The following is a 17110-nucleotide window of genomic DNA, read 5'->3' as shown; positions in this document are numbered from 1 at the left end:
GCGCGGGGCGTCTCGGGGCGGTCTGCGAGCGTTTCGCAGTCTTGCCCCCGGGACTGGGACGCGCGGTGACGGCGTCCGAGGCTACTTTAGCCGGCTTGGGCTTCACGATGACCGGCTGCTTGCAAATCCTGCCCGAGCGCAGAAAGAGATCGCCGAGCAGTCCGACGCTTGGCTCTGCCGTCGTTACGACCTGCTTGGTATTTCTGTAGTAGTCGGTGAGAGCACGGACTGAGCCCTTGCCCCAATCCCCATCGACCTGCATCCGGTAGCAACCCAGGCGACGAAGTTCCGTCTGAATATTGCGCGCCAGATCGCCCGTCTTGTCCTTGTCCGGCTCGCCCGCGGATGCCCCCACGATAAGGGTTTCGAGACCAGAGACGACACTTCGGCGGGCGTCTTCAACTCTTTCGGTTGGAGACAGATTGGCGACCTGAGTGCCAACCGGCTCCGGCAAGACGGCTGACGGTGCCGAAATCTCGACCGAGCGCAACGTCTGTCCAACGATAAGCACGGCGGTTTGCAGGTCATTGGAGGCAAGTTCGACCTGCAATCTCTTCTTTGCTGTGGGGTCTGCCAGGATACGTGAAAGGCTTGCGCTCAACTGTGCTGGATCGAGTACCTGTTGCTCCGTGAAGTAGAACTGCTCGCGCAGGTTCGATTGATCCCACGGCACTTGACGGCCGACCGTCAGCGCTTCGGTCTCGTTGCGGACGCGGATCATCATGTCCGAAATGCTGAGCCCGGGGATCTCGAGGTTCTTCAGCAGAGCAACGGTGAACGGGCTGTTTTCGCCGCCGCCATCGGCCGTGACATTGCCGGGCTGAGTGGCAAAGGCAACGAACGTGTTTTCGCCGACTTCAACTTGCGCCAGACCATTGCCGGACCCGGCGCCGAGCGGATTGTTGCGGCACGCGTCCAGGAATATGAACGTCTGGCGGTCGCGGCGCCCGAATCTTGCGATCACATCATTCAGCTTGATGGCGGCGGCGGTCAGTTTTTCCAGGCTTTCAGGATCGGGCGTATCGACCGGGAGCAGGTAGTTTTCGCCGTTTAACTGCACGCCGTGACCGGCGTAGAAAATCAAAACTGCGCTGACCGTAGGCAGCCTTGCATCGGCTTCTCGAAGGAGCTTGGAAAATCCTTCGCTCGAAAGATCGGTGCCCGTCAGGACTTCGAAATTTAGCCGCTTCAAGCTCTCTGATAGCCTTGTGGCGTCGTTCACAGCATTGGGCAGATGCTCAAGTCGGCTGCTTTGATAGTTCGAATTGCCAATGACGATCGCCAACCGGTTGGGCGGCTGCGGCGAGGGGGTCTGCTCAACCGCGGCGCGAGCGCCAGCCGAGCCAAGAAGCAGGAAAAGCAGAAACAGTGGGACACGAAACAGAAGTCTGTTGCAGTGGGTCATGTCAGCATGCTCGCTCCAGCCTGCCTCAATCTTGGTCCAGCAACCTTCCAACCGCACCACAACGCAGGCCACAATCGGGCCTGAGCGCCTGCCCCCATGCCGGCGAAGGTCACCAAAATTTATACCAAGAAACCTGTCAAGGATAGGGAAAAGGGATCTGTATGCGCTCGGTGATTGGAGTGAGGAGGACAACATGACTCTTGCGCTGCCCCGATAGGGAGCAGCCAACAAAGCGGATTAGGCGATCACTGTGACCGGGCCACAGACTGGCCAAGCATATCAATCGGGATACTCGCCAACCGAGAGCAAGTGTTCTATTGTGTCTGTGGACGCCGCATGATCGGACGTCGCTACGCCAGTCGGGTTCGGCGGGCAGGGGGTTCCATGTTCGAAATCCTCGGATTTTGGTCGAAAGCACGGCCAAGCTGGCGCGCCACAAAGGCGCTCGGTTTGACCATTGTGCTGTCCGCGGTCATTTTGTCCGGACTGGGAACCGCGAACGCGCAGACAAACTGGACGCTCGATCCGACTGCTTCGGTCCTCACCTATCAGTCGGTCAAGAAGAACACGATCGTCGAAACCAACAAGATCAGGAATATTTCGGGCAGCCTTACTTCGGAGGGAGACGCCAAGGTCACCTTCGACCTCAACTCAGTCGATACGGGGGTCGACCTGCGCAACGTCCGGATGCGGTTCCTTTTCTTTGAGACCTTCAGGTTTCCAACCGCCGAACTGACAGCGAAAGTGGATCCGGCGGCATTTGCCGACCTCCCCACCAAGCGACGTATGAAGGCAGTTCTCCCATTCCGTCTCAACATGCATGGGGTCGACAAGGATCTTGAGGCCAATGTCGTGGTGACCATGGTCAGCGACAACATGGTCTCGGTCGCCTCGGAGGCCCCTGTCGCGGTGCATGTGGAGGACTTCGGTCTATTGCCCAATGTCGACAAGCTCCAACAGGCGGCCAATGTGACCAATATTGTTCCCACCGCGTCGGTGTCGTTCGACTTTGTTTTCACCGCCGACGGCAGCAAGCCAGCCCTCGCCCAGACCGTTGCGGCAAACACTGAGGTCGGGCCTGTGGCCACCGATGCGGCGAAGACCAACTTCAGCGATGAGGAATGCCTCAACAGGTTTGCGGTGCTGTCCCGCACCGGGGCGATCTATTTTCGCCCCGCGAGCGCGCGGCTCGATAGCCAAAGCCGGCCGCTGGTTGCGGAGGTCGTCGGTGTCGTCAGCAAATGCCCAGGCCTAAAGGTCGAAGTTTCCGGACATACCGATGCCGATGGACCGGTTGCAGAGAACAAGCGTTTGTCGGAGCGCAGGGCCCAGGCAGTGGCCGACGCCATTGTTGGGGCGGGCATTCCGCGCACGCAGATTACGGCGACAGGCTACGGCGAGGAGCGCCCAGTCGCGGCCAACGACACGCCGAAGAACAAGGCGCTCAATCGGCGCATCGAGTTTTCCGCCACCAAGCTCGTCAACTGAGGAAGGATTTGTTGTCCCGGTGGGTTTCGATCTAATCGCCCGTCGCAGTGGCCTTGTTCGCGCAATCGGGCTCGCGGCGGTTGCGCTGCTTTTCACCTTGACGGCAGCCAATGCCGAACGCCGTACAGCGCTGGTGCTTGGCAACTCCCAGTATCAGCATGCCCCGGCACTCACCAATCCGGTGCGCGACGCCAAAGCCATGGCCGAAAGCCTGAAAGATCTTGGTTTTGAGGTCGTTTCCGGCTTCGATCTGACCAAGTTGCAGACCCAGACGACAATAGCGCAGTTCGCAAAGCAAGTGCGCGGGGCAGACATCGCGCTTTTCTTCTATGCGGGCCATGGCTTGCAGGTCTCAGGCAGCAATTACCTTCTTCCGGTCGATGCCGCGCTGGAGGACGAGACCTCGCTCGACTTCGAGGCGGTGCCTGTGGATTTTATTTTGCGGCAGATGTCGCGTGAGACCAGCATAAGGCTGATTTTTCTCGATGCCTGTCGTGACAATCCCCTTGCCGAGGTGTTGGCAAAAACCGCCGGCGTCAAGGGAGCAAAAAGCGGCCTTGCAGAAATCCCGATCGAGAATGGTGGCGCCGGCACGCTTGTCGCATTCGCCACCAGCCCAAATCAGGTCGCCTATGACGGATCGAGCGAACATTCGCCGTTCACCTCGGCGCTGCTTGCGCATATGGGCGAAACGAATGTGTCCATCAGCGAGGCAATGAACCGTGTTACCGCCGATGTCTTCAGGACAACCGGCGGCAAACAGCGCCCTTGGAGCAATGTCTCGCTGACCACTGAGGTTGTCCTGCACAAGGTCGATCTCAACGCGCCGCTGATTGTGGGCGAGGCGAGTGCCCCGGAAGGCGGCTCGGATATGCGCAACGCCACGGCCAATCCGGCGGGCTCCGCTGACGAGAGCGAACTTGCACTCAATATGCTCCGTCAGAAAATCCCAAAGCTTGCCTCTGACGACCCCATCTTTTTCGACCGTCCGATCAATTTCGGTGATCCCGAAATCGATGGGAAAAGTATTGCGGAACTCATAAAGGGCGAGCCACGCTTTAGTCCGGTGGAGGGCCTCGACAATTCGGTATGGAAAGGCAAGCATTGCAACGGCTGCCACGATTGGAACGAGACCCGGCTGTGTGATCAGGCGAAGAATTTCGCCACCAACGACATCTCCGTTCTGCGCTTGCAGCATCCGCTTGGGACACGTTTCAAGGTGGCGCTCGCCAAGTGGGCTCAAGGTGGCTGCAAGTAGGCGGGGCGGGATGGCATCCGACCAAATTTCTGTCTTGGCGAATGCTCTAATATGCGTCCGCTGATTGGTGCAGTGCCTCGATCTCGGCCATCTGGATGCCCATTTCGACGAACGCCGACAGCACGGAAAAACGGTCGGCGAGCGCGACACGTGCGAGGCCGGTGAGAATTCCGGCACTGATCGCATGGGCAAGAGGAAATGGGTGCAGGGCCGAGACCGACGTCGCGTTCATTTCAGCACCGTCTTCATGCGATCCCGCAGCCAAGGCAATCCAGCCGACGGGGGTTGTTGGCGGCCTCGCCGCCGCCGCTATGAGATCTGCTCGATGGCGGGGGCTGTCCGGTTCGCCCACCCAGTCCCGAACAAGGGCGAGCAACTCGTGATCGGCCTGATCGAACCGGTCGCTTAGGTGGCTGAGGCATTCGTGGGCCCACCAGACCGCAGCCCGCTCGGGAAGCAGGTAGGCGCAAAATGTAATCGCTTCCTCGGGAATGCCCCCGGCGAGGAGGCCACGGCAAAACCCGAGCGAGGGCTGTTCGGTTGGTGGAGTCCGCATCTCCTTGCCAATCGCGGGACACGCCGTGAAAAGGTCCCGTGCCGTTTTGAATCGGAGCCCATTGACCATGAACGCCACGCTTTCATCCAGGAGCTTTGGCCACTCAAGCCTCCGGCGCGGCGCGGGTCAAGTCTCAAGCCGTGCCGCGTCAAAAAACAGTCGAGCCGATTTCGCCTCCGACGTTGGCGACAGACAATCGCGCTGGAATTTGGTATGCTGCCGGTCAATTAAAATCGGATGCTCGAAATCGGATACTCAAACAGGAGGAGCGCTATGCTGTGGAAACGTTCAGTCTTTGTGTTGGCGGTCGTGTGTTTCTCGACCCATGCCAGCGCCGACCCGGCTCGGAAATCAGAAGACATCGTGAAGTTTTTTGCCGGTGCAGCTAACCTTGGCAAGTCTCGAGGAATTTGTGTTGGCTCCGAAGAGGAGTGCAAAAGCAAGAGGACGCCAGATGCGCAAGAAGGAGGCAAATCCAACCTCGACATGCTGATCAATTTCGGGTTGGACTCCGCCGAGCTCGACGCGACTGCTCGAGCTGAGCTCGAAGAGTTCGCCAAGGCGTTGAAGGACAACCGGCTGAGCACTTTCAACTTCGTGGTCGAAGGCTACACCGACGCCACCGGCACGGTGCACTACAACCAAGGCTTGTCACAACGAAGAGCGAAATCGGTAGCGGCCTTCCTGACGGCCAGCGGTATTGAGCCCGCGCGCATCAATGCCGTGGGCAAGGGCGAAAACAACCCGCGCAACGCCAACCCGTACGATCCTGCGAACCGCCGCGTGGAAATGCGGATAAAGACACAATAGCCGTTCCAAACTGCGCGGCGGCCGTAAGCGACAACAGTCTCGGTGTGAGAGACTTAGGCCGCGACGGGATGCTCAGAGCGTAGCCTGGATCGAGCCTATGAGGGCCGAAATGGCGTGCTTGTACTTTTCGAACTCCGGCGATGTCTGACGGATTTCGGTGGTGGTGGTTTGCGAGCTGACGTTGGTGGCCAGACGGCTCAGCTTCTGGCCCATTTTTCTTTCGGCCCAGTCCACCACATAACTGGCTGTCTTGCCGGTGAGAAAGGGGTTGGCCTGGATGACGGCCGATCCCAGCACAGCGCTCAGTTGCGCCGATCCTGCTGCCGACAGCACCTGATGTGCGCCTTCCATTCCAAGGAAATGACAAAGATAGAGTCGGCCCGCCGTGATCTGGTGACCGCGCTGACGAAGGTAGGCCTCGCCTTCGCGCGCCAGATTGCGCACCATCTCTCGCGAGATCGTGGCGTCGTAGCGCAGAGCGAGCAGGTCGGCGGTCGAAAGGGAACGGGCAAGCTCCGGGCGGTAGGTATTCATCATCCTGATCCACGTCTTCGTTATGAACTGGCCAGCGCCGGTTGCAGAAGAATTGGGATTCTTGGCGCGAGCACTGCCGCCACTCTCGACATGAACGATGCGCTCGGTGAGCGTTTCGACGGCGGAGTCGTCTGAGGCGACAGCGGTAACCGTGCCCAAGGGGTCGATTGCCTCGCCATTTTGATAAAGTTCGAAATGCAAATGGGGTCCGGTCGAAAGCCCGGTGGTGCCGATATAGCCGATGATGTCGCCGGCCTTCACCTTGGTGCCGGCGCCGCCTTCGATTGCAAATTTCTGCATATGGGCATAACGCGTCTCACGGCCGTTTTCGTGCGAAATCTTGACCAGATTGCCATAGCTTCCCCCATCGCCCTGGAAGGTGATCTCGCCATCGAAGGCGGCTGCGATCGGTGTGCCCACGGGCGCCGCCCAGTCGACGCCCTTGTGGATGCGCACGGTCCCAAGGATGGGGTGCTTGCGTGGCCCGAAGGTGGAGGTCATGACGCCATTGACCGGGCTGACCATGCCATTGGTGACTGTCAGCGAGCGAACCTGATCATCACCCGTCACGCACGCAAACTGGCCGTCGCTTTGCTGGAAGACGAAACAGTCGAGGCTATTTTCGCTCCCCTGGACGCCCACATAAAGCACCCGCCCCGCCTCCTCGTTCTTGTCGCGTGGCGTCTGCGAATAGATCAGCACCAGACGCTGATCCTCACTTGCAAAGGCGTCCAGGTCCTGTCCTCGCGACAGATACATGATCGCCTCGCCGATCACACTGGTCGGAACACTGTTGCGGGCTGCTGTCGAATAGATGGCGTCGAGCAGACGGTACTGTCGTTTGTGGGTGCCTTCTTCCTGTGCGCCCGAATAGTTGAACAGATCTTCGCGGACCCAAGGATCAACCCCCGAGACGAATGCGCCTGCGGCGTCACGCGTGAGCGTGCCGACAAACACGTTCTTGGCGTAGATCGAAACCTGCATCAGGGACATTGTTGTCGTCTCGCGCGTCGGCCTGAACCCGCGCATGGCAACGACGTAGCCCGCTTCCAGACCGTCCCGGTTGAAAACTGCCTTGAGGGCCTCTCCTGCCAGCTTGGCATCGTCTGCGGAGAAATGCGCGTCCAAGGCTACGCTATCCAGAGTGCGATCGTTGAGGACCTTCACGAACGTGTCTTCAGTCGCCTCGAACCGCTGATACTCGTTCGTGACGGCCGCCACGCTCGTATTGTTTTCGATCTGGGTCTTCTGGAATGTCGGTAGGGCTGCATCGCCTGCATCGATCGTCTCACCCCAGCCCGCTTCGGGATCGTCGGCATCCGCCTTTTGATTGGAACTGGCCTCAAGATTGCTCGTGGCAGGCGACGGCTGAAGATCGTTCTGCAGATCGCTGGATGGCGCGTCAGGCGTGTTCCGTTGTGCCTGGAAGAATGCGAAATCCTCCTGCGTCGACGGTATTGTCGTCATGAATTTTTCGCTGGCGCTCAGCATGACGTCGGACAGGACTTCGATCTGGGGCGAAACGCCGGCCTGTTCGAGTTCTGCGGGGCGCGGGAGCACTCTGCCCTTCGTTGCGGCCCCGGCATCTGGCGCAAGGGTTATCCACATCGGGTCCCCAGCCAGGTCGATAATGGCGGGCACGTAGATGGATGCGTCGGCCGGCACATCGTCCGCTCCCTCGACGGCGTGCAACTCCTCGTCTTCGTCGCCGAATGACCAATAGTCGGCTGTAAGGTAGAAACCGGCGGCAACGGAAAGCAGCAAAGCCAGGGCCATACCCGCCGTGAGCCTGCGCCATAGCGTGCGCCGGCGAAGGGCGGCGCGCGCCTGCTTCTTCTGCCTGAAGCTCGTGTCGAGATGGTGCGTCACGGATTGCTTCCGGTCAGGAAGAACGTCCACCGTACTTGTTCGAGCGTATCGACTTCGAGAAATTGCGCGGCGATGTGGCCGCGCTGCCAGCATTCGTCAATGCCACGGATCGAGAAACGTCGCCGATCGATGCACATTTCGGTCGACCCTGTGAGGATGGCGTGACCAAACACGTCCGTTGCATAGATGTAGACGTAGCGGTTGGTCAGCTCCTCCCGGATGACGTTCACGCATTGATTTGCTCCAATGGTCCACCAGCCGTCGGTCTGGTCCGCATCGTCGACTTTCTGGCCGACGGCGAGATTGACGACATCGAGTGTCTGATTGCAGACCGTGAACTCGGCTCGCGCTTGGCTGGACGACAGCACGGCCAGCAGTGCGGCGCCCAAGATGACTGCTAGCCTGATGCGCCGGGTCAGGGCAGATAAGGCCCGCACCGGATCATCCTGCTTTCCAGGCAGGGCGGCAGACAAGTGGGACAAACACGAGCAGCGGCGTTCCATCGGCGCCCATGCTATCCGCCGAGCCGAAAATATTTGGCAGTGGCTGAGAACTGAGATCCGTCGGTTTCGATTTCCTCGAGGATTTTCGGCAACAGCTCCGAAGCCGGCGTCGGATTGGAGAACGAAGCCGCCTGAATGTCCTGAGGGCCAGTGATGACGAGTATTATCTGCGGCACGGATTTTCCAGCAGCCTTGTCGGCGGCGCCGAGACCAATCGGGATCCTGAAAGTCGCCTTGTCCGATTCTGCGACGACGCGGTCGTCGAGATTGAAAACCATGCCTTTGTGATCGATCAGCAGGACGCTGGAAATGAGCCCGCCACGCGTCACCAATGTGCCGCTGATTGGCGTGCCGTTCGGCACAGATGTCCGGTCAAGAACAAGCTTCGGCTGGGCGCTCCCAGTCTGCCCAAGAAAGCGCAGAAAATTGGTTACCTCGCATTGGCTTGGCTCAATGAGGCGGACGCTGATGTCCGGTTCGACGTGGAATTTTGCCTGGAAGTCGGCGAGCATGCGCTCGAACGGCTGGACCGACGTGCCAAATCCTTCGATCGCGGCGGCTTTGTCGCTAGCAGACGTCACGGCAGCATAAAAACAGTCACCGCCGCCGAAGTGGCGAACCCAGGCAGTTCGTTGCGCGATATCGTCGACGCTGGCGGGCATCGCCGGTTTGGGGACGTTCAACGCCACGACGGGTTGGTCCGGCTGTTTGATTTTCGGCAACCCAGAATTTTGGCTGTCGGCGTTGGCGATGACCGGTGGGGCGGCATTGGATTTGGGTTTCGGTGTTGGGGGTGCCGCCGGCGGATTCGTCCGTAGCTCGGGCGTTTTGGCCTCGACAATCTCTGGCTGAGGCGGCGGTGGTGTTTGGACTGCTTCGGATGGTGGCAGGGTTGGGGCGGTCGCCTCTGACGGCGACACCGGCGTTTGCCTATCGGGGGCCATCGCATCGGATCGGATCGGCGGCGATGCCTTTTCGGGCGGCTGCGCGTCCGTCGCGGGTGGCTTTGGCGGGACCTCGGTCCGCAGGGGGACGCCGACGGGCTTGGCCGCCGGCGGCTTTTGCGCTGCCACAGCATCAGGCAGGTCCTCAGCCGGTAGTGTGGAGGCCTGCGTTTTCGGCTGCGCGGACGGAACAGGCTTTGGCGGCGTCGGGGTGTTACCGACAATGTGCGTCGGAGCGGGTTTCGGCGTTTCGGGCGCGGGCCTTGCTGGCTCAGCAGCGGAAAGCGACGTCGTGCCCACGGTCGGCGTCGCGGGCGTCATGATGCCGTTCAGATAGAGGCCGCCTCCAGAGGCGACAGCCAGCGTCGCCAAGGCGGCGAGCGTAATGGTTCGGGTCTTTGTGGATCGGCCAGGCACATCAGCCGTGCCCGCCCCCGAGGCGAGGACGGCCGGACCTCGCGGCTCAGACAAAAGCGGGGGCCGCATATGCTCGACAAAGCGCTGCCCGCCTGAACCCGTCGCGGGCACATTGTCATGTCGCTCGACTTTCGGCGGCCGGGCCTCATTCTTGCTTTCCGGAGCAGAGCCTTGCCCTGTGCGCTTCAGCCCCGGCTGTTCGCGGAGCGTGACGGAAGGCGGCCGCATTGTCGCCTCGTCGTCGTCACGGGTCATTCTGGCGACTTCCGCCATGCTGACCGGCCGGTCCCGCGGATCCGGTTGCAGCATGGCTTCGACTATGCCGCGAAAATCGTCGTCGATATCGGAAAGATCGGGCACAGTCCGGCGCTTTTCGATGACTTCGAACTGCGAGCCGCTCATATCGATCGGCTTGCCGCGCAAAGCGGCGACCAGCACCAGCCCCAGGCTGTAGATGTCGGACTGCTCACTGACGTCGCCGCCGTAGAGCCCGAGTTGCTCGGGTGAAACGTAGTTGTACTTTCCCGCGAACTTTCCGCCGATCAGGGTCTCTCCGCCCACGGTCGCCGAGCGTGCGATACCGAAATCGATGATCTTTGCACGGTCAACCCGGTCTCCCGGCAGGATGATGTTATCTGGCGAGAGGTCGCGGTGTATTGCTCCGGCCTGGTGCACAGCGCTTAGACCGGACGCGAGGCGGTGGCAGAGCTTGCGTACCTCTGCCGTCGGCATCGCCCCACGCCGCATGATGTCGAACAGCGATGCGCCGTCGACGAATTCCATGGCGAGGTAGGGCCGACCGATGCCCGGATCGATCGTGAAGACGTGATAGCGGACGACCGCATCATGCGAGAGGTGATTGAGGATAGTGGCTTCTTTGCGAAACAAGGACAAGATCGTTTGGTCGCGGGCGAACTCTGGCAAAACGATCTTGATGGCGACATGGTCGCCGGTCTGGATGTTGTGGCCCCGGTAGACCTCGCCCATGCCGCCGAATGCGATCCGCTCGTCAAGTTCATAGATGCCGCTGAGTTGCGTCCCCACGACGGTGTTGGCTGCGCCGGGCGATATCCGCGTCTTGTCGTCCTCGCTCATCAGCGTCGCCCCTCCGCTTTGGACAGATCCGGACGAGGCGATTGTTTAACGTGCCCGCCGCCGATCTTCACAAGCACGACGGTCACATTGTCAGTCCCGCCACGCGCCAGAACCATTTCCAGCAGGTTTTCGCAGGCCGCCTGAGCTGTTGCGGACACGGTCGCTGCCTTGATTTCGGCATCGGTGACATGCGCCGTCAGGCCATCCGTGCTCAACACAAAAACGTCACCCGGCAGGATTTCGCCTTGCTGGAAATCGATGACAACCTCGTCGTTGACGCCGACCGCCTGGGTAATGACATTGCGGCGCGGCCAGGTGAGCGCTTCGGCTTCGGTGAGCATGCCTGTGTCGAGGAGCTCCTGCACTTCGGTATGATCTTTCGAGATCTGCGAGATCTCGGCGTCGCGGATCAGATAGACGCGGCTGTCACCAGCCCAGAGGCAGGCAAACCGCCCGTCCATGACCAGTAGTGCAGCAAATGTGGAGCCGATTGTTATGCCGCGCGATTCGGATATGCCGCGGATCTCGGCATTGGCCCTGCTCAGCCTGTCCTCGAAGCGCGCCCGAAGATCAGGTGCGGAGCTTGCAATCCCGATCGTTGCAAGGTGATCGACGATACTGGCTGAAGCGACCTCTCCGGCGTCGTGCCCACCCATTCCGTCGGCAACCGCCCACAGGCCAGTTTGGGGCTCGACCAGGTAGTTGTCTTCGTTGAGCTCCCGCACGCAGCCTCTGTGGCTGACGCCGAAGCTTTCAATGGGAAGGGCGACATTGTTCAATTTGCCACCAAACGCTTCTTCAGCGTCCTCCGCGGCGCACCTTCGGGCGCGCGCTCACGCCACTTTGCCATAGGCTCAGCCATTAAAGTATCGAAAACTAAAATATGTTTGCGTCTGGTTTTGCGCTTCGGCGGCTTGCTATCCAACCTCTCCGTCTCAAAACGCCTTGGGACAGGTGAACCCGGAAAGGGCAGGGAGCAAGAAGGGGTTGGTGCCCGAACCTGCCTGGATCGTATAGGTGACGTCGCGGCCGCCGATCACGAAGCGGGCCTGCTGGTTTCCGTCATTGCCGGTGATGGCAGCCTCGTCCAGAAGCCGCTTCAGGGCCCACGGCCCTTCGAACTGGATGGCGGAATCGCGACCTGGCATTTCCGGCGTCAGGTTTAGACTGGCGGATCCCGAAGCTGTCCCGATCGGCCAGGCCACCGTGCCTGGTCCGTTGCCCGTTTGGTTGCTCTGGATAGTCTGACCGTCGACATCGAGTATCGCCGTGTCGGCATCGCCATGCAGGGAGTAGGGTGTGAAGGTGATGCTGACGGAGGGCACTGAACCGCCCGATGGAAAAAAGGCATTGCGGATTTCCGCGGCGAGCTGGAAATCCTTCAAGGCCGATTTCGACAGGTCACGTCCAAAGCGCGCATCCTGTTTCCAACTCCAGTCCTGGCCGGTCATGTCTATCAGCGACGCAAGATATTGTGCGAAGAACCGGTCCATCAGCCCGCCCGGGGCGAACAGTTTCGCGAAATCCTCCACCGCGATATCCTGCGTGCCGTTGCCGTCGAAGGGGTAACGACCGTTGATCACTGCCTCACAGGGTACTGTGACCGCCTGGTCAAGTACCTGGTTCAAGTTTGCCACCGAGGTTTCGGCGACGTTGCTTTCAAACTCATCTGCCGTCGCGTTGACCATCCGGCCGAGCTGCTTGGGCAGACGCGAGACATTGGCGCGAAGGGTGGCTACTTGCAGCTGCAAATTGCTATTGACGCGCTCCATCTGCGAAGGCACGTCGGCCGCCAGTCGCAGGCTTTGATAGATATCGCTGAAGTTTTGGGTCAGTGCATCGATTGGGCGGTGTCCGGCAGGGCCGTTTACCAAGGTCTGGAAGGATCTGAACCGCGCTTCAATGTTCGCGCCCGGACTCAGGTTTTGTGCGTCAGCGGACCTTGTGCCGGCGCGACCTTGCGATTTGCCTTTGGCGATGTGTATGCCGATGCGGGCCAGGCCCTTGGCTAAATCAACGGCGCTCCGTTGCTGGTTTGGAGCCGTGCCTGCTTCGGCCTCGGCGCCCGGACTGTCACCTGGATCATGCGTCAGAGCCGTTTCATTGGCGATCGCCGCAAACAGCTGCTTTATTGGCGAGGTAGGGGAAGCAGCGGCTGAAAGGGCTATGTAGTGCGGCTTGTCTGCCAGCATCGTCCTGAATTTCAACTGGTCGAGAACGCTGTTCCACGCTGCGGCGAACTCCTTCCCGTAGCGATCGAGAAGTTCGGGCCCGAGCTCGAGCAATTGCTGATCGATGTCGCCCTGTTCGCCGCCGCCACCGAGGACCCATTGTTCGTCGACAAGCATCTGCGCAAGGCGCGACAGCTGGGCAAGGTAGAACTTGTTGAAGCCGGCATAGGTGTAGATCCCGGGAACGCGAAGGCCCGACACATCACTGCCGTCGGTACGCTCGAACAGCAGCTGCGCTTCCGGGCCACCTTTGAAGGAAACGGAAAAGTCATCCAGCGCGGCCGCGTATGCTGCCGACCTGATCAAAGCGGTCGCCCGATCGGCAAGGCTCATGCGACCGAGAGAGCGTTGGGCGGCTTCAACAAGCGGCTGGTTCAGTTCGAAAATGGGATCATAGGCGTCGTCCAATGCAAGCATTGCGCGCAGATGCTTTTCGAGGTGGCCGCGTCCTTCTCGGTTGTTTTCGCCTGGGTATCGGTTCTGTTCCCAATCCTGCTTCATCCAGGAAACGATCAGCGCGTCATCGACCTTCGGTGCCTGGCCGCCAAGCATCAAGTAGATTTTCAAAGGTTCGTAGAGTGCGACGGGATCGCCCATCTTGGCTTGGATCGTACGCTCCGCCTGAATGAGCAGGCGCGAGCGGAACATGCGTTCCAGCGCTTGCCGATAAGCCGTTTCGGATGCCGAAAGAAGTCTCTCCCGCTGACTGAGGCCGAATGTCTCTCTGACCGGTGTCGGCAAGCCGCCGGTATCGAACCCGGCCGGCAGGTCGCGCAATTGGTCGAGCGGGCCGATGACGTTTTCCAGGTCGACATCGGTCACCGTCGTCGCTTTGAGCAGCGTATCAGCTGTTTCGCGATATTGGGCCACGGCCTGAGCCGTGGAGGCGATGAGCGAGCGGTTGGCCGCGAAGCTCACGGCCAGCGCCCCCAATATGGCGGTTGCGGTCAAAGCAATTGCGGCAAGCCCGCAATATCTGACGATCGCCGCCCGCCGGTCAGCTGATCTGTCGGATGAAACCCAACCGGATTCGGCAAAAATGACGTCCGTCAGCAGATCGTGCAGAAAGAAGCTTTTGCCGGTTCCGGAGAGATGAGGTCGGGAGTTGCTGCCGAAATCGCGGCCAATGGCGCCCAGCACCTGATCGATCGGCGTTCCTTCTTGCGTGCCTGACGAAAAATAGAACCCGCGCAGGCTGACATTGACCTGGGTGCGCACCGGGTCGAACAGACCGGCTACAAACTTCCCAATTCGGACCTTGAGGGCGCCGAACTGTGCCGGGAAGCCAAAGATGGCGATGCGCGTGACCGGATCGGTTTCTTCCTGGAGGCGGTCAGTCATCTCCTCCGCCAGTCGATTTGCCAGCGCATCGAATTCGGCGGGGGCCTGGCCGGACATGTTCCTGTCGCGCTCTGCGGTCTGGAATGTGGCTCCCCATACTTTGCGTCTGCGCGGCTCATCGAAGCCGCCGAAATAATCCATGAACCCCGAAACCAGATCAGCCTTGGTGAAAAGCAGATACACTGGAAACTGGATTTTCAGCGTCTCGTAGATTTCTCGCAGGCGGCTGCGTATCTCGGTGATGTGCGCATCCAATTGCTGACCGTCGAGGCTGATGAGATCGGCCAGGCTGATGGCCAGGATGACACCGTTTATCGGTTGCCTGGCGCGGTATCTCTTGAGCAGCGACAAGAAGGCGAGCCAGCTCTTGTTGTCGCGTTCGGCGTTGGAATCTTGCGTCGTGTAGCGCCCGGCCGTGTCGATCAGCACGGACTGGTCGGTGAACCACCAGTCGCAGGAGCGAGTGCCCCCAACGCCCGCCACCGGCTGAGCATCGCCCGAACCGGCAAGCGGAAAATTCAGACCCGAATTGACCAGGGCCGTCGTCTTGCCCGCGCCCGGCGGACCTATGACGACGTACCAGGGGATCTCATAGAGGAAGTTGCGCTTGCCGCTAGATCGCTTGAGGGCAGCCACGGCCTCATCCATGCGCGCTTGAAGCACCCGCGAATCGTCGCTGAGGTCGTCATTATGTGCAACGGCAGTCTCAAGCTTTTTTTGCGCCCTTCTCGCTTGCCAAAACCGCAGCCCATAAAAAACGACGAACATCGAGGCGATCACACAAATGATGGCCACGCGCCGCCAGGCAGGTCCCAGAGGAGGAGTATCGGCGAAACGGATCAACGGCCCCGCAAACCAGACTGCCGCGGCGAAACCGGCCAGCGCCATCATGCTGAATATTCGCAGCAGCCACAGCCTCATCGGCGTTGCCAACAGAACGCGTTCATAATGTCTCTTCCTTGGCGATCATCACATCGACACGGCGGTTCTTGGCGCGGCCTTCCGCCGTCGCATTGTCGGCGATCGGCTCGTCCTCGCCCTTGCCATCCACCGACAGCCGCGAGGAATCGCTGAATTTCGATGCCATCATCGATTCGACAGCCTTCGCCCGGGCGACAGAAAGGTCGTAGTTGGATTTAAAGGGGCCCGACCTTCGCGGCTTCACATTGTCCGTGTGGCCGACAATCCGGATTGGACCGGGTTCGGGCTCCAAGGCTGCGGCGATATCCGCAGCAATGGGCTGGAATTCCGGCTTCGCCTCGGCCCTGCCGGACTGGAACAGCAGAAGATTGTTGATTTCCACCACGATGAAGTCGCCCTTCGTGCCGACGGTCAGCCCACCGCCTTCGACGTCCTTGGCCAGTGCTGAGCGAATACGATCGATCTGCTTGATTGTGGCCGCGGATGGGGTGACTTTCACCGGCTCAGCCAATGGCGCGACGCTAGCTCGTTCAATGGTGAGTGGTGTGGAGGGATTGAGTGCCAGCAGTGCGTCAGCGGTGGCGTCGCCTTCATTGGTGATGAAGACCCGCAACGCGAAGAATGCCGCTGTCAGCAGCGCCGACGCCGCTGCCGCAACGACCCAGAGCGGCACACGGGCCGACGGCTGCGCCATCGTCGCCACCAGACCCTGCCAGCGCGGCGAGATGTCCTCACTGGCGCGCGCTCTGAAGTAGCGCAGTGTCTCGTAGACGTCGCGTCGAACGCGTTCGAGGTTGTTTTCTTCTCGCGTCAGCCCTCGATACTGGCCCTCAAAACCCAGCGACAGGCAGGCATGCATCAGTTCGAGCAGATCGTAGTGCTTTTCGGGATCGGCCAGGATCTTGTTGAGGGCTTCATAGAAGCCTGTTCCAGCCGAGTCGGTGTGAAAGAACTGCGACAGCATGCTGTGCCGCGCCCAGGCGTCGGTTTGCGGCCAGGGTAGGTTGCCGATGAGATCGTCGGCGGTTTCGCACAGGGCAAATTTTGCAATCCGGGCATCTTCTTCGGCAACCCCTGATTTCTCCAGCGCTCTGTCGAACTTCTCAATCGCTTCGGCAACATGGTCAGCCAGCAGCGCCGCTTGCCTCTTCACCGGGACAAGCCTGAGCTGGCCGAGAAGCATCAACAATGGTGCAGCGGCTGCAAGGATCGGGTTTGCGGCGCAATAACTGACGTTGGCCGCAGCACCGACCAGGGTCTCCTGCCGGATGGCTGGCGTCGGCACTGCCGCGGAAGGGCCGAGTTCTGCCGCGCCGGACCGAGCGCCTTGATCAATTACGGTCCCAGATGTCCAGCCCGGCGCATTGCGCAGGCCGATGCCGGGATCGAACACCGTTGATTCCTTCATCCGGGAGGACAGCCCGCCATCCGCGACGGGCTCCGGAGGGGCCGGCGCCGGTTTCGGCTCGCGCCTTGGAGTGGCGCGAATGACGGTCTTGCCCGCCGGGCCGAAAGGATCGTCTTTCGAGCTCATCGCCCACCGTCCCGCAGGCGGCGCCAGAGGGTCCCAAGGTGGATTGTGAACGGACAAAGGAAATTCAGACGCTGCTGTCCAGGGCTGTGTCCGCAGCAAGGGGGGTTAACAGACGCTATCCCGCTGTAACATGACATTTGCCGCAGACCCCAGGTTAATCAACCTTACCCGATTGGCGAACTGTCGTAGTGACTGTAATCTCAG

Annotated in this window: 11 protein-coding genes; 3 read left to right on the top strand and 8 right to left on the bottom strand. The window is 60.4% G+C overall.

All coding sequences use genetic code 11. From position 1 onward, the window contains the following. The coding region (locus LB551_RS25220; protein ID WP_224660856.1) for a caspase domain-containing protein at positions 1 to 1405 on the bottom strand (1405 nt) is incomplete at its 3' end. A gap of 384 nt (positions 1406 to 1789) precedes the next feature. Here LB551_RS25220 and LB551_RS25215 point away from each other — a divergent pair. Together LB551_RS25215 and LB551_RS25210 are read left to right on the top strand one after the other, a co-directional pair. Beyond that, positions 1790 to 2893: an OmpA family protein gene (locus LB551_RS25215; protein WP_224660854.1), complete on the top strand. Its 1104-nt coding sequence runs from the start codon at positions 1790 to 1792 to the stop codon at positions 2891 to 2893. A 19-nt stretch (positions 2894 to 2912) separates the two neighbouring features. Next, positions 2913 to 4151: a caspase domain-containing protein gene (locus LB551_RS25210; protein WP_224660852.1), complete on the top strand. Its 1239-nt coding sequence runs from the start codon at positions 2913 to 2915 to the stop codon at positions 4149 to 4151. A gap of 46 nt (positions 4152 to 4197) precedes the next feature. Here the strand turns inward: LB551_RS25210 and LB551_RS25205 are convergent, their stop codons facing one another. Next, positions 4198 to 4776, bottom strand: coding sequence for a DUF6931 family protein (locus LB551_RS25205; protein WP_224660874.1), 579 nt, complete (start codon positions 4774 to 4776; stop codon positions 4198 to 4200). 204 nt (positions 4777 to 4980) lie between these two features. Between LB551_RS25205 and LB551_RS25200 the strand changes: the two genes are divergently transcribed. After that, on the top strand, positions 4981 to 5517 hold the full coding sequence (locus LB551_RS25200; protein WP_224660850.1) for an OmpA family protein: 537 nt from the start codon (positions 4981 to 4983) through the stop codon (positions 5515 to 5517). A gap of 72 nt (positions 5518 to 5589) precedes the next feature. On the opposite strand, the gene LB551_RS25195 is transcribed toward LB551_RS25200, so the two are convergent. From LB551_RS25195 to tssL, 6 genes are all read right to left on the bottom strand, one after another. Continuing rightward, positions 5590 to 7920, bottom strand: a complete 2331-nt coding sequence (locus LB551_RS25195) for a M23 family metallopeptidase (protein WP_224660848.1) — start codon at positions 7918 to 7920, stop codon at positions 5590 to 5592. Beyond that, positions 7917 to 8423, bottom strand: coding sequence for a DUF1036 domain-containing protein (locus LB551_RS25190; protein ID WP_224628628.1), 507 nt, complete (start codon positions 8421 to 8423; stop codon positions 7917 to 7919). Before LB551_RS25190 ends, LB551_RS25195 begins: the two co-directional genes overlap by 4 nt. 11 nt (positions 8424 to 8434) lie before the next feature. After that, positions 8435 to 10879, bottom strand: coding sequence for a serine/threonine-protein kinase (locus LB551_RS25185; protein WP_224660847.1), 2445 nt, complete (start codon positions 10877 to 10879; stop codon positions 8435 to 8437). Next, positions 10879 to 11658, bottom strand: coding sequence for a PP2C family protein-serine/threonine phosphatase (locus LB551_RS25180; protein WP_224660845.1), 780 nt, complete (start codon positions 11656 to 11658; stop codon positions 10879 to 10881). The genes LB551_RS25185 and LB551_RS25180 overlap by 1 nt, the downstream gene beginning before the upstream one ends. Before the next feature lie 156 nt (positions 11659 to 11814). Further along, positions 11815 to 15372 (bottom strand): type VI secretion system membrane subunit TssM, encoded by a 3558-nt coding sequence (gene tssM / locus LB551_RS25175; RefSeq protein WP_224660843.1) that lies wholly within the window; start codon positions 15370 to 15372, stop codon positions 11815 to 11817. A 22-nt stretch (positions 15373 to 15394) separates the two neighbouring features. After that, positions 15395 to 16906: a type VI secretion system protein TssL, long form gene (gene tssL / locus LB551_RS25170; protein ID WP_224660841.1), complete on the bottom strand. Its 1512-nt coding sequence runs from the start codon at positions 16904 to 16906 to the stop codon at positions 15395 to 15397. Positions 16907 to 17110: the final 204 nt, after the last annotated feature.

It is taken from the genome of Mesorhizobium sp. BR1-1-2 (assembly GCF_020165435.1).
Lineage (GTDB): Bacteria > Pseudomonadota > Alphaproteobacteria > Rhizobiales > Rhizobiaceae > Mesorhizobium.
Note: the sequence above shows the minus strand (reverse complement) of the source record. Positions and strands in the feature narration are given on the sequence as shown.